Raw genomic sequence first — 19527 nt, forward strand, 5'->3', positions numbered from 1 at the left:
AAAAAAATTGAATAATTGATATACCATCCCGCCACCTCTTAAGCGCTGATAAACCGGGGAAAGCAACCGCTTTATCAACGTTTTGCGAAGGGGTTCATATTCTTCTCCTTCCGGCCAAAAAATCACCTCCCGCCAATTGTAATCGATTACTTTTAAGGTATTTTGTAATCGATTACTTAAAAATAAGGTTATGAAAAATGATGAAAAAGTTAATGGTTTTGGCAGGTCTGGTGACGTCATTGGTCCTTCCCATCCCGCAGGCCAGCGCGGCAGATGTGGAAAATGAAATCGCGCTGCAAATGTACACCCTGCGCAATGTCGGTACCCCGGCTGAACAGTTTGCGATGGCGCATAAAGCGGGCTTTAAGCATGTGGAACTGGTGGGTACGCACGGATTAGATGCCGCACAAATGAAATCGCTGCTGCAAAACAATCAACTCACCGTCACCTCAGCGCATGTGCAATTGTCGGCACTGGAGCAGGATTACCAGCCCACCGTGGCGTTTAACAAGGCTATCGGCAACCACACCATTATTGTGCCGTGGATTGAGCCGCAGGACCGCCCGGCTAGCCAACAAGGCTGGATTGAGTACGCACAAAAGCTGGATAAGCTGGGGGCAAAATTACGCAAGGATGGCATCCAACTGGGCTACCACAACCATAATTTTGAGATGAAAAAATACGGTGGCATCACCGCTCTGGAGATCATCCTCAACCATACGCAACGCGATAACCTCAAGCTGGAAATGGATGCGGCCTGGGTATCACGCGGGGGTCAGGACCCTGCCCGCCTGCTGAAAGCCTATCCGGGGCGGATTTATGCCCTTCACGCCAAAGACAACGCCGGTATCGGGGTGCGTGATGATGAAATGAATTTTGCACCGCTGGGTGACGGTCTGCTCGACTGGAAAACCATTTTACCCGCCGCCAAAGCCAGCGGCGTGAAGTGGTTTATCGTTGAACACGACCTGCCAAAAGATCCGTGGCAGATCATCACCACTTCACATCAGAATCTGCGTGCGGCGTTGGAAAAACTGCCGCACTGAGTTGTCAGGTGCTGGCACGCACTTCCAGGTGCCAGTCCATAATGACTCTCTCCGGCGGGGAGTCCGGGTTTTCGATCTTCGCCAGCAGCAGGGTAAAGGCTTTACGGCCAATATCGCGTGAGGGTTGTACGATGGTGGTTAGCGGCGGCGAAACCATTTCCGCCAGTTCCGTGCCATCAAAACCGGCCACCGCGATATCCTGCGGCACCCGCAGGCCGGCCTGCTCAATCGCTGACATCGCCCCCGCTGCCAGCGTATCGGAAACGGCGAACACCGCATCCGGTCGCGTTTCGCGCTTCAACAACGTTTCCATTGCCTGCTTACCGGCATGAAAACTCAGTTCACTGGCATAAGTGATCGCCTGCCAATCCTGTTGAAGCGAGGCCAGTTCCTGCTGATAACCCTGCTGACGCAATTGGGCATACTTGTAGCTGAGATCGTGATTAATCAGTGCAATGCGCTGGCGGCCCTTCCCGGCCAGATAGCGTACCAGTTGACGTGAAGCATCAATGTCACTGATGCCGACACAGGAAACATTCCCGGCGTCGGCATATTCGGCGCATTGCACCCAGGGAGTGGTGCCAATCAATTCGGTTAATTCAGGCAGGGTGGTGATGGCATCCATGGTGATGACCCCATCCACAATTTTGCCGGAGAGCAGTTGCAGGCTGGAGCGTGAGCGATTGATATCTGAACCTGAGTTGCACAGTAAAATTCGGTAGCCGTTCTGCTCGGCCTGCTCCTCGATCCCTTTGACCAACTCAGCGCAAAAGGGATTGGAAATATCAGAAACCAGAACCAGTACCATGGAACTGCGTGATGTACGCAACTGGCGCGCCAACAGGTTCGGTTGATAGTTGCTCGCTTTGATTGCCTCCAGGACTTTTACCCGATTTTTTTCCTTTACGGTGTCGCTGTTGTTCAGCACACGCGAAACCGTGGCAACGGAAACGCCCGCCAGCCTGGCGATTTTTTGGATGGACATGTTGGCAATATTTCCTGCTGAGAAACTGATGGCATGCAGGCTACCATAAATACGTAAGCCCGGCATCGACCGGGCTTGCGCGTCATCACGCAACCGTCATCCAGCGCTGTTGCTGATGGCTTTGCACAATGGCATCAACAATCGCCATCACCTGCGCGCCGTCAGCAAAAGTGGCAAACGTTGCCGTACCGCCCGCAGGCATCCCTCCCTGCTGCACCGCCGCATAGAACTGTTGCATCATGGCGCGGAATGCGTCCGGCCAGCCCTCAATATGGCCGCCCGGAAAGCGTGCCCGCCCGGCAACGTCGGCATTCAACAGGGATGGATCGTCTGAAAGCACCCGGTTAGCCTGGTGCCGGTAACCCAGCCACAACTGTTGCGGCGTTTCCTGATCCCATGCCAGCGAGGCGGCACTGCCGCTCACCTCAAGGTTGAGACGATTTTTGCGTCCGGCAGAAACCTGCGATACGCTGAAACACCCCTTGCTGCCATCGTCAAAGCGAAACAGCACGAATCCCATATCTTCGGTAGTCACCGGACGGTCTTCATAGCAGGCTTGCTGCTGCCGGGCGCTAAAAGTGGATACCGCGTTAAGATTGGCTTTGCGTGTCGGCCAGACGATTGCCAGGTCGGCCAGCACCGCGACAATTTTACGTCCGGTAATGAACTGAATGGTGTCGCACCAGTGTGAACCAATGTCAGCTACCGCGCGCGACACTCCTCCCTTCCCGGCCTCAACACGCCAGTTATAATCGGTTTCTTCCAGCATCCAATCCTGCAAATAACTTCCCTGCGCCGCGAATAATCGGCCCAACTCCCCCTGGCGCAACATGCTGGCCGCCTGTTGCACCATGGCAAACTGACGGTAAACAAAACTGACGCCGTGTACCACGCCCGCTTCATCCGCCAGTCGCACCAGTTCAGCCGCCTCTTCCAGCGTCATGCACAACGGCTTCTCTGAAAACACATGTTTACCCGCCTGAATAATCTGGCGATTGATCGCCGCATGCAGATGATTTGGCGTGCAGTTATGGACCGCCTGCAAACCGGGATGGCGTAAAAACGCCGCGACATCGCTATACGCACTCGGAACATTGAGCTGCGACGCCCGCGCTTCAGCGCTCGCCTGGTCGCTATCGCAAATCGCCACCACCTGAACATTGCCGAGTCGGCGCAGCGCTTCAATGTGCGCCGGACCGATAAAGCCGGTACCGATAATGCCAACATTAATCATCTCCGACACCTCCCGTCAGGCCAAGCTGAGCGCGAACGCTGGCGCGTGAGTCACTGCCTGCGGCAAAGTCATCAAACGCGCGATCCGCCACCGGAATAATGTGCCGACGAATAAATTCTGCCCCCTCGCGCGCGCCGGTGTCGGCATCTTTCAGGCAGCATTCCCACTCCAGCACGGCCCAACCGTCGTAGTCGTACTGCGCCAGCTTGCTGAAAATGCTTTTGAAATTGATTTGTCCATCGCCGGGTGAGCGGAAACGCCCGGCGCGATCGATCCAGCGTTGATAGCCGCCATATACGCCGCTGCGTCCGTTAGGTAAGTACTCAGCATCCTTCACATGAAAGGCTTTGATGCGCGCATGGTAGATATCGATAAATTGCAAATAATCAATATGTTGCAGATGTAGATGGCTGGGATCGAACAGAATATTGCAACGGGGGTGGTTATTCACCGCCGCCAGAAAACGCTCGAACGTGATGCCATCATGCAGATCTTCCCCAGGATGCAGTTCATAGCACACATCCACGCCGTGCTGATCAAAGACATCCAACACGGGTCGCCAGCGACGTGCCAGTTCAGCAAACGCCTCCTCCAGCAACAACGGGTTATGTGGCGGCCAGGGATAAAGATAGGGCCACGCCAGCGCCCCCGAAAACGTGGCATGTGCCGTTAATCCCAGCCTGGCCGATGCAGCAGCGGCCCGTTTCACCTGCTCCGTCGCCCATGCGGTGCGTTGGGTCGCATTCCCACGTACTGACGGCGGGGCGAAACCATCAAATGCCGCATCATGTGCCGGATGTACGGCAATCAACTGCCCCTCGAGGTGGGTGGATAATTCACTGATCGCCAGACCATATTGCGCCAGCGAACCCATCACCTCGTCACAATAGGTCTGGCTGGTCGCGGCCTGTGCGAGATCAAAAATGTGGGGATGATTACAGGGGATCTGCAACGCCTTGTACCCCAACGCGGCAGCCCACTGCGCCAATCCCTCCAGCGAGTTGTAAGGTGCCCCGGCACCAATAAACTGTGACAGAAAAATACCCGGACCTTTTAACGTCTGCACAACCACCTCCAAAACCATCAATCACGATATTTAAATGAAAACAGGAAAATGACAGCGATAACGGCAGCGGCAACCGCCGGTATCCACCAGAACAGGGCCCAGCTTTGCGCCGATACCTGACCCGCGACCAGGTGGTTATACAGCGCACCCGAAATTTGCGAGCCGAGCAGCATGCCGATACCGTAGGTAAACATCACCACCATGCTTTGCGCCTGGCCTTTCACTTTTTCGCCAGCAACGCGGTCGGTGTAGATAAAACCCACCACAAAGAAGAAGTCGTAACAGACGCCGTGCAGCAGAATGCCAAGCCAGATCAAGGCACGTCCCTCTTCCCCCATCCCCAAGGCAAACAACGCATAACGCACGAACCAGGCACACATCCCCACCAGCAGCATGTATTTCACACCCAGTCGGCGGAACAGCAACGGGATCACCAGCATGAAAAAGATTTCTGACATCTGGCCGAAGGACATGATGGTGCTGACATTCTCAACCCCGGCGTCAGATAACCAGGAAGCGGTATAGGCGTAGTAGGTACCGAGCGGAATCGAGATCAGCGTGGCGCACAACGCAAAGATAAAGAAGTGCCGAATTTTCAGCAGCGCAAAGGCGTCAGCGCAGAACAAATCCCGCACTTTGAACGGCAGACCTTTAGCGGGCGCAGGGGTGTGCGGCAGCGTCAGGCTATAAACCGCCAGCATCACCGAACAAATCGCCGCCACGGAGAAAATTGTGGTGCTGGCGGCAATGCCGGTGACACCGATAAAAATACCCGCGACGATCCAACCAATAGTGCCAAACACGCGCACCACCGGAAAACTCTTCTCACTGCTCGCCAGGCTGTGGAAAGCAATGTTGTTAGTTAATGCCAGGGTTGGCATGTAGCACAGCGTGTAACCAAACAGCAGCGCGATCAGCTGCGCGCCGTTTTCGGCGATCATCGCCTGGGGGACAAACCACAGAATCACCGCCCCTGCCAGATGCATCACCGCCAACACGCGCTGCGACGGAAAGAAGCGGTCCACCAGCATCCCCAATACGAAAGGGGAGAGAATCGACGCAATCGGTCCGGCGGAAAACGCATCGCCAATCAGTAACGCCATATTGTGTTGTGTCATCACCAATCCGAGGGTGACCGACCAACTTCCCCAGATAAAAAATTGCAGAAACATCATCAATGACAGGCGTGGCACCAGCATGCGCTGGGCGACTGCTGTGTTTCCAGAATCTTGTGTTGTAGACAGCATATAAGCCTCACAGAGAAAAGTAATCGATTACAATTCGCGACGAAGTGAAAAGTAATCGATTACAAAATAAATATATCGCAGGTTGATCACATTTTTAAACATTGGAAGGTGACGGCTTCAGCACCTGGCCCGGTCGGCATCAATGCCGCCGGTGGAACGTTGGGGATCCAACGGTGAAATAACGAGAACCGAAGTTTGTTTCCCGTGATATAGTTTTTCGCAATATCTTTTCTCACCCGCCAGGTGAATAACATGAAAACCGATATCAGAAATCTCGATCTCAACCTGTTGAAAGCACTCGACGCGCTGTTGGATGAACGCAGCGTCACGCGCGCTGCGGAGCGGTTATCACTGACGCAGCCCGCCGTCAGCGGTATGCTTACCCGGTTACGTGAATGCTTTGACGATCCGTTATTCACCCGCGCGCAGCGTGGCATTGTGCCCACCTTACGTGCGCTTGAACTGGCAACGCCGGTAAAAAACATCCTTGCCGAAGTCGGGGAGCTGCTGAAGCCGCGTGAGTTTGATCCGGCAACCGCCGAGATGACCCTCAACGTCGCCGCGACAGATTATGCGTTGCGCGCTGTCGTGGTGCCGTTTATGGCCGCCTTACGTCAGCAGGCACCGGGCATCCGTGTGGCGGTACTCCCGGTCAATAACGACCTATTGCCGATGCAGTTTGAACGTGGCGCGGTGGATGTCGCGCTGATTACCCCAGAAACCACCCCACCCGAGTTACACGCAAAAACGCTGTATGCGGAAGATTATGTATGCCTGCTGCGCGCCGATCATCCAATGGCACAATCCGGCGTCCTGTCATTAGATGAGTTCTGCTCCCAGGATCATGCGTTGGTGTCGTATGTTGGAGGCAGTTTTTATGGTGTCACCGATGAAGCACTGGCGGCACTGGGACGTACTCGCCGGGTAACGCTCTCGGTGTGCAGTTTTCTGGTTCTGCCGGAAATCCTGCGCGTGAGTGATTTAATCAGCGTGGTACCGCGCAGGCTGGCATTGAACACCGCCGGGTTGAAAATCGTGGCACCGCCATTGGATATCCCAGGCTTTACCAAATCCGTCGCCTGGCATGAGCGCACCCATCGCGATCCGGGACATCGCTGGTTGCGAGAATTGTTGTTTTCCACCGCGTTATGAACCGTTAAATCAGGCCAGAGGATCAGATGATTTCTAAAGATAATGCCGAGCACTACATCTGGGGTGAAGGATGCGATGGATGGTATCTGGTCAAACGCCAGGACATGCTGGTTATTCACGAAAAAATGCCACCGCATACCGAGGAAAAGCGGCATTACCACGCCGTATCCCGACAATTTTTCTTTGTCGTGAAGGGCGTGCTGACCATGGAGCTGGAAGGTGAAAAGCAGGAAATCGCTGCGTTGCAGGGCATAGAAATTCCTCCCGAGGCAAAACACCAGGCCAGAAACGACAGCGATGACGCGGTAGAGTTTATTGTTATTTCCCACCCTACCACGCGAGGCGACCGCACCGACCTGCCCGATTTAGCATAAACGGGCAGGCTGGTATCCGCTGATTACCTACGAGCGTCGGGATGCAATTGGCGTAAAAGGTACATTTTCGTTGCCACCGACACCAGCAACGCCAGCGCTAATCCCCAGACAAACACCTGCATCATTGCCTCGTAACTGCCGGTACTTTGTCGCAGCAGAGAGGATACGGACGATCCGACCAGCCCTGCGAGCGCCCAGGCGGTCAGCACATATCCGTGGATAGCACTGACCTGGCGGGAGCCAAAAATATCGCCAATATAGGCAGGCAACGTGGAAAAACCACCGCCATAGCAAGTCATGATTAACAGCAAAACCGCTTCAAACAGTAAGACGTGCTGCAATGAGGGCAGTAGCCAGAACGCGACAATTTGCAGAGCGAAAAAGATAATGTAGGTATTGGGACGACCAATAATATCGGAGAAAGATGCCCACGCAATTCGCCCCAGCCCATTAAATAACCCGATCATCCCAACCAGCGACCCCGCTGCCAGTGCTGATATACCCGTTGCTTCCTGAGCCAGTGGAGAAGCGACGGAAATTAACGCAATACCGCAGGTGATATTTATAAACATCATCAGCCACAACCCTAAAAAACAGCGAGTACGGACCGCTTGATTGGCTGTCATTGGCATTACGCCCTGAGCCGGTATTTTGCCGGGCTTCACCTTTTCCCGCGCGGGTTGCCAGTCTGGTGGCGGTAATTTCAGACAGGCTGATGATAACAACATAATTGCCGTGTAACTGATTGCCTGTAGGAAAAAGGTCTGAGCAATACCTACCGAGCCAATAAGTAAACTCAGAATCGGCCCGCCTAAAAAAGCCCCAAAGCCGAAGCCCATAATGGCGAGGCCCGTTGCCAGACCGCGCCGGTCAGGAAACCATTTCATCAACATCGATACCGGGGTGACATACCCCGTCCCCAGCCCAAAGCCACCGACCAGGCAAAAAAACAGTAACAAACCTAAGCGCAACGTATCGTTCGATATCATGCCAGAGGTGGCTACACCGGCCCCCATCAGACCGACACCCCATAAACCCGTGGCGAGAAACCCCGAAAATCGCGGCCCACGTCGCTCAACAACATGCCCCATGACCGCAGCAGACATCCCCAGTACAAAAATAGCCAGACCAAATGGCAACCCTGCTTCAAACTCATTCCAGCCAAAGGCATCCATAAAAGGCTTTTTAAATACACTCCAGGCATAAACTGAACCTAAAGAAATATGGATACCCACCGCTCCGGCTGCGATAACCCAACGACAATTCATAAAAATCCCTTTATCAAATAGTAATCCATCTAAATTCTATATATGTTCCATTTCCTTATGAAAAGGATAAATTTCTTATTTAAATACATTTCATATATAAACAAAAACAACCTGAAAAACTCATAAACAGACGAGAGATGACACGGATAACACTATAATATATAAGAAAAAAATCATGTTTTTTTGATGTTTAATATTTACCGAGGATATTCAGCAGCATGACAGGTGCCCGGCATAACCGGACACCGTCAGATACGGGCAGTTATTCTATGCCGAGATAACCGTCCATATAGGTTTGTGCAATCGCTTCCGACATGTTGTTGCGCCAGCGCGGCGATAACGTGGCGTCATCTTTATATTCTTTACCGGCAAAGTGCGAGGTTCCACTGATTGATTTTATGAACTCATCGCTGTGGAAATAGCTGACTCTTTTCTGCGCATCGGCGCTGGAGACACCTTGTGCACGATCTTTTTTGCCCAGTTGCCAGAACTGGGCAAAAAAAGGCGTCGCCATGCGGATGGAGTCAGCCTTGTTCATCACAAAATTGGGATCCGAATCTTCGACTTTATAGACGAATTTAGTCGCATGCCGTTTGGCGCTGGTATCCGTTTGCGCACAACCATTCAGTAACAGGAGAGATAAAGCGACAACACTCACAATGCGGAGGTTTCCATTCATTAAAATGCTTCCTTTTGCATAAAACGATTGATTTATCATCAGCCCTGTCGGGCTGAAACCAGCACCTCGGGGTGCTGGTCGGGGTCAGTCAGGTGAATTCATCGATTGTCATTCACCACCCTTTCACCCTCTTCCGTTAGTCTTACCTCGTAATAGCGTGACATATCCGTGGGCGAGGCAATGAATTCAATCAGCCCCGACCGCATCAATGACGCCAAACTTCGGCAGGTAATATCCCTTCGTTTGCACATTTCAATTTCAAAATCACATTTCATTTCCAGCCCTATGGCTTTATCACCACGTAGCCGGTGCTTAGTGCCACTTTGCATACGACGTAAAGTAATCAGTTTTGCCTGTGAAATTCCCATGCCTTCCCTTCCCCTGGATAAGATCAATAGTTATGAATAACTGCTGAACGAACGGCCTCGCGCTTTCGGACCATTGCGGTCCAACGCTTTTTATGAAATCACTGGGGTACGACACATAATAAGAATATCGAAAAGAAATTGTAAATATTACGTAAGGCAAATTAAGACTGGATTATGTGTCCGACAACCGTTACTACTAGCAGAAAATGGCCGCGAGGCCCGGTATGCACTGTAAAACTACCCGTGATTATCGTCACTACTAAATTTGGTAGTTGCTTTATTTACCTGGATTGGCACTGAGGCAGATCAAATGAATAAGCCGGAAACGTATATGTTGTTAGCACTGGAGTGTTCCAGAAATGTGCTGCCGGACTGTCGGCCAAACCCGCCCGTGGGTTGTGTGATCGTGAGAAATGGCGAGGTGGTCTCTTCCGGTTTTACCCAATCACCGGGCTTGCACCATGCAGAGATTGCTGCCCTGTCGAAGCTTGAGATGCCGGTGAATGATTGCGATATCTACGTCACGCTGGAGCCATGTTCGTTTCAGGGAAGAACCCCCTCGTGTGCAAAGACGCTGGCCTCACTGAAACCAAATCATATCTACATTGCATTACTCGATCCTCATCCAAAGAATCAGGGTGCGGGCATTGAAATATTGCAGCATGCAGGCATCAGCTTCACTTTGGGGATTTGCCAGAATGAGGTTTCCGAATTCCTTTCTGAATACCTGATTTCATCAGACCTCTGATTGAATCTCTGGCCGATAAAATAAAATAGATACCAGGTCGATATATAAGGTTAATGGGTCTTTCACACAACCTGGTGCGACGCATTCCCTTCTTGCCACCGCTGCCAAAAAGTCAATCGACGAAATAATAACGAAACGGCATCTATTCCCGCCATTTATTGATCAATAAAAAACCATTATTGTAATTAATAATAATTCTCATTATAGTTCGCGTTTTCATTTTTGTTAGCAAAGGACAGATGACAAATCTCATGATGAAAACAATATCCCGCTATTCTCTACTGGCTTGTCTTATTGCGTACAGCCTTGGAAACTCCCCTGCATTTGCAGACGAAATAATAAGTGAAACGCCAGTGCAACAACTGGCGATCAGCGATAAGAAAAGCAGTAGCGACAATACTCTGGTCGTCACCGCCCGCGAGCAAACCCTGCAAGCGCCTGGCGTCTCCATCATCGACAGTGAAGCCATCAAAAAACACCCTATCCAGCGTGATGTTTCTGAACTGATCCGCACTATGCCCGGCGTGAATCTCACCGGTAATTCCAATAGCGGCCAGCGTGGTAATAACCGCCAGATTGATATTCGCGGTATGGGCCCCGAAAACACCCTGATTCTGGTTGACAGGATGCCGGTCAGCAGCCGCAACTCGGTGCGCTATGGCTGGCGTGGTGAGCGTGATACCCGTGGCGACAGCAACTGGGTGCCGCCCGAAATGATCGATCGTATTGAGGTTATTCGCGGCCCGGCGGCCGCGCTGTATGGCAATGGCGCGATGGGAGGCGTGGTCAACATCATCACCAAACCGGCAGAAAAAGAGTGGCATGGCAATTTCAACACTTATTACAACGTGCCAGAACACAAATCTGAAGGGGCCACCAAACGTTATAACGCCAGCCTGAGCGGCGCTTTAACGGATAATCTGACCCTGCGCCTGTATGGCAACTGGAGTAAAACACAGGCAGACGCGCAGAATATTAACAGCGGGCATGAAGCAGAGCGTAGCGGTAAATACGCAGGTATGGTGCCGGCAGGCCGTGAAGGGGTGATCAATAAAAACATTAATAGCGTATTGCGCTGGGAGTTTATGCCCATGCAGGCGCTGGAATTGAATGCGGGTTATAGCCGCCAGGGCAACCTTTACGCCGGTGACACGCAGAACACCAACAGCAGCACCCTGGTTAAGGAAAATTACGGTAAAGAAACCAACGTGATTTACCGGCAAACACTCTCACTGAAATATACCGGTGCCTGGGATAACGGTGTGACCACCAATAATTACATTCAGTTCGAAAAAACACGCAATAAAAGACTAAACGAAGGTCTGTCCGGTGGACTGGAGGGATTATTCAGCACGACCGATGAAGGTTTTTCTACCATTGATCTGAATGATACCAACCTGCATTCCGAGGTAAACATTCCCTTTGACGGATGGGTTAGCCAGACAATGACCTTTGGTGCGGAGATGAATCATCAAACGATGAAAGATCCCACCTCCAATACTCTGACCAATACTTCGGAGGTTGACGGCGTCTCCAGTTCCGGGCGGAGCATCTATAGCTCAGCCAATATCTATGGCGTCTACACTGAAGATAATATCGACCTGACCGACTCCACCCGTCTGACTCCGGGATTACGTTTCAATCATCAAACCTACACCGGCAGCAATATCAGCCCCTCGCTGAACCTGTCGCAGGATTTGGGAGAAGATTTTACCCTGAAATTGGGCATTGCCCGTGCCTGGAAGGCACCTAACCTGTACCAGACCAACCCCAATTATCTGCTCTACAGCAGCGGCAACGGATGCTACGCCAGTTCCACCAGCTGTTATTTACAGGGTAATAAGGATCTCAAAGCCGAAACCAGCGTCAATAAAGAGATCGGTATCGAGTACCATCATGAAGGGGTACAGGCCGGTTTGACCTGGTATCGTAACGACTATCACAACAAAATTGAGGCAGGCTATTCCCCGGCATACAGCAACGGTACATCAAACATCTATAAATGGCAGAACGTACCAAAATCTGTCGTTCAGGGGCTGGAAGGCACGCTGAATTTCCCGATCAGTGAAAGTCTGACGATGAACAATAACTTCACTTACATTATCGACAATAAAAACGAAACCTCTGGCGATTACCTGTCGATTATCCCGAAATATACCATTAACTCGACGCTGGACTGGCAGGCGACCAACGCCCTTTCTGTCCAGGGAACCATGACATGGTATGGCCGCCAAAAGCCGCCTAAATATAACTCCCAGGGTGAGGACACGTCCGGCAGTGAAAAATGGCAGGTTTCCCCCTATGCCATTTTTGGTGCGAGCGCGATTTACAACATCAATAAAAATATCGATATCACAGCGGGTATCGACAATTTGTTCGATAAACGCCACTTCCGTGCAGGCAACGCGCTGACCTCGGGTGCCAACGGCACTTACGCTTATGGTGCAGGGGCGCGCACCTATAACGAGTCGGGACGGACTTACTATATGGAACTCGGTATGCATTTCTGACAGAAAGCCGCCTGCCGCCCTCTTTAGCCCGGCTGCTATGATGTGCACTGACTTGCATTTAAAACGAAAAAGGCCGCCTTGCGGCGACCTTTTCCGGCACTTCCCTGTACGACCATCCGTTATTTGTACAGTTCTGCGGTCATGTGAACACGGTTATTGGTGTTCGCTTCGGTGATTTTGTACTGTGCACCCTGCTGTGCGGCCTGTGCAGCAATTCTCGCTTCTGCACCGTCCAGCGTTGAAGAGGTGACAGAGATGCTCTGCGCGAAGCTGGCTGCTGACATCAGGGAAAGAGCGGCTACAGCGGCGATTGACAGTGCTTTGATAGTTTTCATGGTCTTAATCCTTAATTTGTTTGTTTGGAAGGCTGTGTGCCTTCGATGAAAGTAATAATAACTACAGTTATCGTTTCATGATTGATAATTAGTGCGATAACTGTGATCGTGCTAATTATTACCTTATTTAGTCAGTTCAGCTGACAGGTAAGCACCGTTGTCTACGCGTGCGCCGGTGATTTTGTATGACGCACCTGCCTGTTTGGCCTGAGCAGCGATTTTGGCTTCTGCGCCATCCAGGGTAGAAGCGGAAGCAGTGATGCTCTGCGCAAAGCTACCGAAAGAAACCAGTGACAGGGCGGCAACTGCAACGAAAGTTTTGATAGATTTCATGGTCATTTCCTCAGAAGTTTGTTTAATTGGTGAGGCGTTGTGCCTCGATGTGAGAGAGAATAGACCTGTCGGCGGGTGAGGAAAAGCTGAGGGATTTGCTGAAAGAATTCAAAAAAATTGAATATAAAAAAGGCGCGATAAATCGCGCCCTGCCATCAATCACTGTTTGCTAACGTCAGCCCAGTAGCTCTTTTCGAACGATTTCTGCACCCGCGCTTAACGCTTCCAGCTTGCCTCTGGCGACCCGGCGCGGTAGCGGCGTCATGCCACAGTTGGTAGACGGATAGAGTTTGTCAGCATCGACAAACTTAAGCACGTTGCGCAGCGTAGCGGCGACTTCTTCCGGGGTCTCGATGGTATTGGTTGCCACATCGATCGCCCCCACCATCACCTTTTTACCGCGAATCAGTTCAATCAGATCCATTGGAACATGCGAGTTGTGACATTCCAGGGAAATGATATCAATGTTGGATGTTTGCAGTTTAGGGAACACCTCTTCATATTGGCGCCACTCGTTCCCCAGAGTCTTTTTCCAATCGGTATTGGCTTTAATGCCATAGCCGTAGCAAATATGCACAGCCGTCTCACATTTAAGACCTTCGATGGCTCTTTCTAAAGCGGCAATCCCCCAGTCATTCACCTCATCAAAAAAGACATTAAATGCAGGTTCATCAAACTGGATAATATCAACACCTGCCGCCTCTAACTCTTTGGCTTCCTGGTTAAGAATTTTGGCGAATTCCCAGGCGAGTTTTTCACGGCTTTTATAGTGTCCATCATAAAGTGTATCAATCATCGTCATCGGACCCGGTAAGGCCCATTTGATCGGTTGACTGGTTAGTTGACGTAAAAATTTGGCGTCTTCGACAAATACGGGCTTTTGACGCGCAACTTCACCCACAACGGACGGTACACTCGCTTCATAGCGATTACGAATTTTAACGATCTCGCGTTTCTCAAAATCAACGCCGCTGAGATGTTCAATAAAGGTCGTGACAAAATGTTGGCGTGTTTGCTCACCATCACTGACGATATCAATACCGGCTTTTAATTGATCTTCCAGGCACAAACGCAGCGCATCTTGTTTGCCCTCAATTAATTCCGCATCCTGCAATTTCCAGGGTGACCAAAGTGTCTCAGGTTGTGCCAGCCAGGAAGGCTTAGGTAAACTACCAGCAGTTGAAGTAGGTAATAATTTTTTCATCACAGGTGACCTTGTACTTTCGGTTAATCAAAGAACGGACGCAGCAGACCATTGCTCAAGAACAGTTTGATAAGGTTTGATGAAGTGCTGCTCAGTAAACTTTCCTTGTTCAATAGCCAACTGGCTACGTTCTTCGCGATCATAAACAATTTGAGTTAAGGAATAATCCTGATGCTTCAGACTTGGCTGGTAGCATTTTCCTGCCGCAGAGTTAGCATTGTAAATCTCAGGGCGATAAATCTTCTGGAACGTCTCCATTGTGCTGATGGTGCTGATCAGCTCAAGGTTGGTGTAATCACTGAGTAAATCGCCAGTAAAATAGAAGGCCAAAGGCGCAACACTGTTCGCCGGCATAAAATAGCGTGCCTGTAACCCCATTTTATTGAAATAAAGGTCAGTCAGGGAGAGCTCATCTTGCTGGTATTCGATGCCAAGTACCGGATGCTGATTTCCCGTCTGATGATAGACGTTCTTACTGGAAACACTCAGGCAGATAACCGGTGATTTTTTAAAATTCTCTTTATACGCATCGGAATTCACGAAGGACTTGAATAGGTTTCCATGCAGATCACCAAAGTTATCGGGCGTGCTAAAGCCAGATTGTTTTTTATTATGTTCAGGAAGAACCACACTAAAATCATAGTCCCGTACATAAGAAGAGAAATTATTGCCTAAAATACCGTCAATACGCTCATGGGTTTTCTTATCAACGATATTTGTTTTTAATATTTCAATCGCCGGAAAGGTAACTTCAGCACCAATGTTCAACTCAGCAGAAATGATTTCCAGTTCAACTGAATAACGATCGTTATTCGGGTTATCCCAGTGCGCCAGCGAATTGAAACGATTGTCAATCATCACTAAGGCGTTACGCAAGTTCTCCTGACGTTTCTCGCCTCGTGCTAAGTTCGCAAAGTTAGTCGTGATGCGCGTATTTTTTGAGGGGTTATAATTTTCGTCGAAAGAAATACGCTTAATAGAAAATGTAAGATCTTTATTCATCGCAATCCGGCACCCTGATATCTGAGATAAATACTGAAAAGAGGTTTGGTTGGTTGAAAGTCACCCAATTTTTTTTGGGGTTTTCTCATTCAGTATTTTTTATCTGATTTAACATTGATAATGCATATTTTATGCCAGAGCTTTTGGATGGAGAAAAGTGATTTAATTTCAATACTGCATGAGTCATGTTCATGATCAGATGCACGGTCAGGGCTGGCAGGATTGCAAAATGTCCCACCCTACATAATTTTACATTTAAATCATACAGTTATGCGCAAAGTGGGTTACTGCGCTGGTATTCTGTGAAGGTGAGTTCAGGGCTGCAACAGCAGCCCTGTGTCAGAAACTGACAAGATGAATAGACTGTATCTCGATTCAAGATGCCGCAGCAACGTTACAAGCATACAGTATCACCTGTAGCTGAGTTTCGTTATTGCTGGTTGATTTGAGTCTATAGCTGGAAAATTTAGCATTGGCAGGGCGCGTATAGTAGGAGGTACTGCCGTCACTTTCTTTCTTAATATTTAAGTATTCCTGGCCCAGAGCACTTATCTCTCCGCTGTCCATATCGCCAAGCCCGTAATTTTGGTCGAAATGAATAACAAAGCTGTCTCCAGAATCCGTCACTTTAATGGTGTAAGGATCATTTTTCTTGCCACTGAGATATTTGTCCTTAAATCCACGACCATACTGCATGGATACCTTACATACCTTTGTCACCGGATCCGTGTGGGAAGGAAAACTCGGTGGGGCACCACCATCATCTTGTACCGCTTGCTGAAGATTAGTTGGTGCTGGTGGTGATGCCGGGTTTACCTGACGGACGGAAGGTGCAGCAGATTCAGCGGTTTTTTGTTCCGGAAGCACGCCCAGCACAGCCACTAAGTCATTGATTCGCCCATTATAAGCCGAATCAAGTTGCGAAACTGTTGTCGCTTTGTTTCTGATACTCTTCAGCCACAACAGCTGTGATTTTTTTATCATCGTCGCTTGATCCGCTTTTTCTGTTAATGCTTTGCGGTACAGCGCATTCAGTTTATCGTCGAGGGAAGATAAAGACGGTGTGGAACAGATAGTCAATTCGGCGTAACTGCTGGCTTTTTTGCAATCAAACGAAGCTGCGTATACCGGCATGTGCCATAAAATACCTACTGCAATAAATATTACGTTTCTCTTTTTCATCATTACCGGCTTCCTGCTGAAACGAATAGATCTATTTCGACCATTTTGACTAAAACTGAGTATCGGCAGAACCTCAGAATTCCTTATAGCATCCGACTTCAGATAAAATTTCTGTTGCCTTGCTAAACCGGTTTAGTTAGTTTTCACAGACTCATTCTATGGAGGAAATTTCATGTCAGCACGAGTCTGGTGTCTGGGAGACGCCGTGGTTGATCTGTTGCCGGAGGCGGATGGACGACTGATGAAGTGTCCGGGTGGCGCACCGGCGAATGTTGCCGTCGGCATTGCGCGATTGCAGGGTAACAGTGGATTTATTGGTCGGGTCGGTGACGATCCCTTTGGTCATTTTCTGCGTCAAACGCTGGCTGATGAGCAGGTGGATATCCATTTTATGACCGCCGACCCGATTCATCGTACCTCAACCGTGGTGGTCTCGCTGGATGAAGAGGGTGAACGCTCGTTTACCTTTATGGTACGGCCGGGAGCAGACCTTTTTATTGAGCCTGCTGATTTGCCGCCCTTTCAGCCGGGTGAATGGCTGCACTGCTGTTCGATAGCGCTGGCCGCAGAACCTTCACGCTCCACCACCTTCACCGCCATGACGCGTGTAAAAGCCGCAGGGGGCCTGGTCAGTTTCGACCCGAATATTCGCCACGACCTGTGGTCAGACACGCTTTTGTTACAAAACTGTCTGAGTCAGGCCTTACAGCAAGCCGATGTGGTGAAGTTGTCAGAAGAGGAACTGACATTTATTGCCGGATTGGATCAGACCGATGTCGCCATGCAAAAACTGGCCGACACTTTTGATATTCAGCTGCTACTGGTGACGCAGGGAAAAGCAGGCGTGCTGGCCTGGCATCATAACCGGATCTGCCACTACCCCACCCTGCCGGTGATAAGCGTGGATACCACCGGTGCGGGTGACGCTTTTGTTGCTGGCTTGCTGTGGGGATTGGCGCAGCATGGCCTGCCGCATGATGAACCCCAACTGGCAGCACGTCTTGCCTGTGCCCAAATTTGCGGCGCGTTGGCGACCACTGCTAAAGGTGCGATGACAGCGCTACCCCGACTTCAGCAACTGGAACAACAACTCAGCTGACTCAGGGCCATTTGCCGCTGCGTTTTGCGAGCTATCTCACAATCACTAAATCGGTTTAGCAAATTTCATTGCGCGGAGAAATTACCCGTGGCTATGATTCAACGCCTAAACCGGTTTAGCAAAAAACTTTGTGATGATAGCCTTTCCTCAGGGACGCAAAACAATGAAAAAAAGTACTCTCGCTATAACCCTTGGAGTGTTACTGGGTTCCGGTTATACCTGGGCGGCAGACCCCAGCATGAGCAGTATCGAGGCACGTCTGGCGGCGTTAGAACAACGTTTACAGGCGGCTGAGCAACGCGCCAATGCCGCCGAAAACCGTGCTCAGGTCGCGGAAAAGCAGGCGCAACAACTTGCCGCCGCACAACAACAGAATCAAACCACTACCGCGGAGGTTGAGCAACGCACAGCCAAACTGGAGCAGCAAGCCACCCATGATGAAAGTGGTTTTGAGTTCCACGGCTATGCCCGTTCCGGGCTGCTGATGAACAACTCCGCGTCAAAAACTCAGGGAGGCCCAACAGTGACACCCGCCGGTGAAACTGGCGGCAATATCGGTCGTCTGGGCAACGAACCCGACACCTACGTCGAACTGAATCTGGAGCATAAACAAACGCTGTCGAATGGCGCGACCACGCGTTTTAAAGTGATGCTCGCCGACGGCCAGCGTACCTACAACGACTGGACCGCCTCCAGCAGCGATCTCAACCTGCGTCAGGCCTTTACGGAAATTGGCCATCTCCCCACCTTTACCGGCGCGTTCCAGGACAGCACCGTCTGGGCCGGGAAGCGCTTCGACCGCGATAACTTCGATATCCACTGGATCGACTCTGATGTGGTGTTTCTTGCGGGTACCGGTGCCGGTATCTACGACATGAAGTGGAGCGATGACGCCCGCAGTAACTTCTCGTTGTATGGGCGCACCTTTGGCGATATCGAAAACAACGACAACACCTCGCAGAACTACATCCTGTCGCTGAATAACTTCTATGGCCCGTTACAGCTGATGGTAAGCGGAATGCGCGCCAGAGATAACGATGATCGCGTTGATACCGAAGGCAACAAAGTCAAAGGCGATGCGGCGAATACCGGCCTGCATGCCCTGGTCGGACTGCATAACGACAGCTTCTACGGCCTGCGTGAAGGTTCGGCCAAAACTGCCCTGCTCTACGGCCACGGCCTGGGGGCTGAGGTCAAATCAATCGGCTCCGATGGCGCACTGCTGCCAGAAGCCAACACCTGGCGTCTCGCCAGTTATGGCATCACGCCGCTCGGTGGCGGCTGGCATATCGCCCCAGCGGTACTGGCACAAAGCAGCAAGGATCGTTACGTCAAAGGCGACAGCTACCAATGGGCAACCGCCAACCTGCGCCTGATTCAGGAGCTTACGCAGAATTTCGAGATGCAGTACGAGGGATCTTACCAATACATGGATCTGCGTCCGAAAGGTTACAGCAGCCGTAATGCCGTCAGCGGCAGCTTCTACAAACTCACCGTCGCACCCACGCTGAAAGCCAGCGATGTGGGTGAGTTCCTGAAACGCCCGGAAATACGCCTCTTCGCCAGTTGGATGGACTGGGATCATCGGCTGGATAACTACGCCAGCGATGATGCCTTCGGCAGCAATGGCTTCAAAGCCGGTGGGGAATGGAACTTCGGGGTACAAATGGAAACCTGGTTCTGACCGCCTGGCCC

Annotated in this window: 19 protein-coding genes; 7 read left to right on the forward strand and 12 right to left on the reverse strand. The window is 50.8% G+C overall.

Features of this window, described 5'->3' with window-relative positions:
• Positions 1-200 precede the first annotated feature (200 nt).
• Positions 201-1046, forward strand: a complete 846-nt coding sequence (locus tag AC6I8R_RS24795) for a sugar phosphate isomerase/epimerase family protein (protein WP_369758293.1) — start codon at positions 201-203, stop codon at positions 1044-1046.
• A 4-nt stretch (positions 1047-1050) separates the two neighbouring features.
• Here the strand turns inward: AC6I8R_RS24795 and AC6I8R_RS24800 are convergent, their stop codons facing one another.
• From AC6I8R_RS24800 to AC6I8R_RS24815, 4 genes are all read right to left on the reverse strand, one after another.
• Positions 1051-2031, reverse strand: coding sequence for a LacI family DNA-binding transcriptional regulator (locus AC6I8R_RS24800; protein WP_036627362.1), 981 nt, complete (start codon positions 2029-2031; stop codon positions 1051-1053).
• A gap of 85 nt (positions 2032-2116) precedes the next feature.
• Positions 2117-3265, reverse strand: a complete 1149-nt coding sequence (locus AC6I8R_RS24805) for a Gfo/Idh/MocA family protein (RefSeq protein WP_497833152.1) — start codon at positions 3263-3265, stop codon at positions 2117-2119.
• Positions 3258-4331 carry a sugar phosphate isomerase/epimerase family protein gene (locus tag AC6I8R_RS24810; protein ID WP_415175782.1) on the reverse strand — a complete coding sequence of 358 codons (1074 nt, stop codon included), beginning with the start codon at positions 4329-4331 and terminating at the stop codon, positions 3258-3260. The genes AC6I8R_RS24805 and AC6I8R_RS24810 overlap by 8 nt, the downstream gene beginning before the upstream one ends.
• Before the next feature lie 17 nt (positions 4332-4348).
• Positions 4349-5578 (reverse strand): MFS transporter, encoded by a 1230-nt coding sequence (locus AC6I8R_RS24815; RefSeq protein ID WP_497833153.1) that lies wholly within the window; start codon positions 5576-5578, stop codon positions 4349-4351.
• A gap of 252 nt (positions 5579-5830) precedes the next feature.
• Between AC6I8R_RS24815 and AC6I8R_RS24820 the strand changes: the two genes are divergently transcribed.
• Positions 5831-6730, forward strand: coding sequence for a LysR family transcriptional regulator (locus AC6I8R_RS24820; RefSeq protein WP_497833154.1), 900 nt, complete (start codon positions 5831-5833; stop codon positions 6728-6730).
• A 26-nt stretch (positions 6731-6756) separates the two neighbouring features.
• Positions 6757-7104: a cupin domain-containing protein gene (locus tag AC6I8R_RS24825; RefSeq protein ID WP_021185591.1), complete on the forward strand. Its 348-nt coding sequence runs from the start codon at positions 6757-6759 to the stop codon at positions 7102-7104.
• 23 nt (positions 7105-7127) lie between these two features.
• Here AC6I8R_RS24825 and AC6I8R_RS24830 read toward each other — a convergent pair whose 3' ends face one another.
• The 3 genes from AC6I8R_RS24830 to AC6I8R_RS24840 form a co-directional block, all read right to left on the reverse strand.
• Positions 7128-8372: an L-lactate MFS transporter gene (locus tag AC6I8R_RS24830; RefSeq protein WP_497833155.1), complete on the reverse strand. Its 1245-nt coding sequence runs from the start codon at positions 8370-8372 to the stop codon at positions 7128-7130.
• Positions 8373-8634: 262 nt separating this feature from the next.
• Entirely contained in the window at positions 8635-9051 is a 417-nt protein-coding gene (locus AC6I8R_RS24835) for an Exc2 family lipoprotein (RefSeq protein ID WP_036627295.1), read from the reverse strand.
• Between the two features lie 98 nt (positions 9052-9149).
• Positions 9150-9419, reverse strand: coding sequence for a hypothetical protein (locus tag AC6I8R_RS24840; protein ID WP_036627298.1), 270 nt, complete (start codon positions 9417-9419; stop codon positions 9150-9152).
• Positions 9420-9729: 310 nt separating this feature from the next.
• On the opposite strand from AC6I8R_RS24840, the gene AC6I8R_RS24845 reads away from it, so the two are divergent.
• On the forward strand, positions 9730-10167 hold the full coding sequence (locus tag AC6I8R_RS24845) for a bifunctional diaminohydroxyphosphoribosylaminopyrimidine deaminase/5-amino-6-(5-phosphoribosylamino)uracil reductase RibD (RefSeq protein ID WP_497833156.1): 438 nt from the start codon (positions 9730-9732) through the stop codon (positions 10165-10167).
• Between the two features lie 251 nt (positions 10168-10418).
• Positions 10419-12677: a TonB-dependent siderophore receptor gene (locus AC6I8R_RS24850; RefSeq protein WP_497833157.1), complete on the forward strand. Its 2259-nt coding sequence runs from the start codon at positions 10419-10421 to the stop codon at positions 12675-12677.
• 119 nt (positions 12678-12796) lie between these two features.
• Here the strand turns inward: AC6I8R_RS24850 and AC6I8R_RS24855 are convergent, their stop codons facing one another.
• The 5 genes from AC6I8R_RS24855 to AC6I8R_RS24875 form a co-directional block, all read right to left on the reverse strand.
• Positions 12797-13012 (reverse strand): YdgH/BhsA/McbA-like domain containing protein, encoded by a 216-nt coding sequence (locus tag AC6I8R_RS24855; RefSeq protein WP_497833158.1) that lies wholly within the window; start codon positions 13010-13012, stop codon positions 12797-12799.
• A gap of 123 nt (positions 13013-13135) precedes the next feature.
• Positions 13136-13345, reverse strand: a complete 210-nt coding sequence (locus AC6I8R_RS24860) for a YdgH/BhsA/McbA-like domain containing protein (protein WP_013508023.1) — start codon at positions 13343-13345, stop codon at positions 13136-13138.
• A 175-nt stretch (positions 13346-13520) separates the two neighbouring features.
• On the reverse strand, positions 13521-14549 hold the full coding sequence (locus AC6I8R_RS24865; protein ID WP_021186324.1) for a methionine synthase: 1029 nt from the start codon (positions 14547-14549) through the stop codon (positions 13521-13523).
• A 27-nt stretch (positions 14550-14576) separates the two neighbouring features.
• Positions 14577-15551, reverse strand: coding sequence for a DUF1852 domain-containing protein (locus AC6I8R_RS24870; protein ID WP_415174458.1), 975 nt, complete (start codon positions 15549-15551; stop codon positions 14577-14579).
• A 375-nt stretch (positions 15552-15926) separates the two neighbouring features.
• The gene (locus AC6I8R_RS24875; RefSeq protein ID WP_415174457.1) at positions 15927-16736 is read right to left on the reverse strand and encodes a lysozyme inhibitor LprI family protein; all 810 of its coding nucleotides are present in this window, start codon (positions 16734-16736) and stop codon (positions 15927-15929) included.
• Positions 16737-16905: 169 nt separating this feature from the next.
• Between AC6I8R_RS24875 and cscK the strand changes: the two genes are divergently transcribed.
• Both cscK and AC6I8R_RS24885 read left to right on the forward strand, forming a co-directional pair.
• Complete coding sequence (cscK, locus tag AC6I8R_RS24880) at positions 16906-17832, forward strand: fructokinase (RefSeq protein ID WP_415174456.1); 927 nt, start codon at positions 16906-16908, stop codon at positions 17830-17832.
• 163 nt (positions 17833-17995) lie between these two features.
• Positions 17996-19516: a carbohydrate porin gene (locus tag AC6I8R_RS24885; RefSeq protein ID WP_415174455.1), complete on the forward strand. Its 1521-nt coding sequence runs from the start codon at positions 17996-17998 to the stop codon at positions 19514-19516.
• Positions 19517-19527: the final 11 nt, after the last annotated feature.

Source organism: Pantoea sp. X-Soil-OKNW-713, from assembly GCF_059730685.1.

What these genes read in the sequence shown, in the direction of transcription:
- AC6I8R_RS24795 (WP_369758293.1), top strand. Translation starts at nt 201, where the DNA reads ATGAAAAAGTTAATGGTTTTGGCAGGTCTGGTGACGTCATTGGTCCTT.
- AC6I8R_RS24800 (WP_036627362.1), bottom strand. Translation starts at nt 2,031, where the DNA reads ATGTCCATCCAAAAAATCGCCAGGCTGGCGGGCGTTTCCGTTGCCACG.
- AC6I8R_RS24805 (WP_497833152.1), bottom strand. Translation starts at nt 3,265, where the DNA reads ATGATTAATGTTGGCATTATCGGTACCGGCTTTATCGGTCCGGCGCAC.
- AC6I8R_RS24815 (WP_497833153.1), bottom strand. Translation starts at nt 5,578, where the DNA reads ATGCTGTCTACAACACAAGATTCTGGAAACACAGCAGTCGCCCAGCGC.
- AC6I8R_RS24820 (WP_497833154.1), top strand. Translation starts at nt 5,831, where the DNA reads ATGAAAACCGATATCAGAAATCTCGATCTCAACCTGTTGAAAGCACTC.
- AC6I8R_RS24825 (WP_021185591.1), top strand. Translation starts at nt 6,757, where the DNA reads ATGATTTCTAAAGATAATGCCGAGCACTACATCTGGGGTGAAGGATGC.
- AC6I8R_RS24830 (WP_497833155.1), bottom strand. Translation starts at nt 8,372, where the DNA reads ATGAATTGTCGTTGGGTTATCGCAGCCGGAGCGGTGGGTATCCATATT.
- AC6I8R_RS24835 (WP_036627295.1), bottom strand. Translation starts at nt 9,051, where the DNA reads ATGAATGGAAACCTCCGCATTGTGAGTGTTGTCGCTTTATCTCTCCTG.
- AC6I8R_RS24840 (WP_036627298.1), bottom strand. Translation starts at nt 9,419, where the DNA reads ATGGGAATTTCACAGGCAAAACTGATTACTTTACGTCGTATGCAAAGT.
- AC6I8R_RS24845 (WP_497833156.1), top strand. Translation starts at nt 9,730, where the DNA reads ATGAATAAGCCGGAAACGTATATGTTGTTAGCACTGGAGTGTTCCAGA.
- AC6I8R_RS24850 (WP_497833157.1), top strand. Translation starts at nt 10,419, where the DNA reads ATGATGAAAACAATATCCCGCTATTCTCTACTGGCTTGTCTTATTGCG.
- AC6I8R_RS24855 (WP_497833158.1), bottom strand. Translation starts at nt 13,012, where the DNA reads ATGAAAACTATCAAAGCACTGTCAATCGCCGCTGTAGCCGCTCTTTCC.
- AC6I8R_RS24860 (WP_013508023.1), bottom strand. Translation starts at nt 13,345, where the DNA reads ATGAAATCTATCAAAACTTTCGTTGCAGTTGCCGCCCTGTCACTGGTT.
- AC6I8R_RS24865 (WP_021186324.1), bottom strand. Translation starts at nt 14,549, where the DNA reads ATGAAAAAATTATTACCTACTTCAACTGCTGGTAGTTTACCTAAGCCT.
- AC6I8R_RS24870 (WP_415174458.1), bottom strand. Translation starts at nt 15,551, where the DNA reads ATGAATAAAGATCTTACATTTTCTATTAAGCGTATTTCTTTCGACGAA.
- AC6I8R_RS24875 (WP_415174457.1), bottom strand. Translation starts at nt 16,736, where the DNA reads ATGATGAAAAAGAGAAACGTAATATTTATTGCAGTAGGTATTTTATGG.
- cscK (WP_415174456.1), top strand. Translation starts at nt 16,906, where the DNA reads ATGTCAGCACGAGTCTGGTGTCTGGGAGACGCCGTGGTTGATCTGTTG.
- AC6I8R_RS24885 (WP_415174455.1), top strand. Translation starts at nt 17,996, where the DNA reads ATGAAAAAAAGTACTCTCGCTATAACCCTTGGAGTGTTACTGGGTTCC.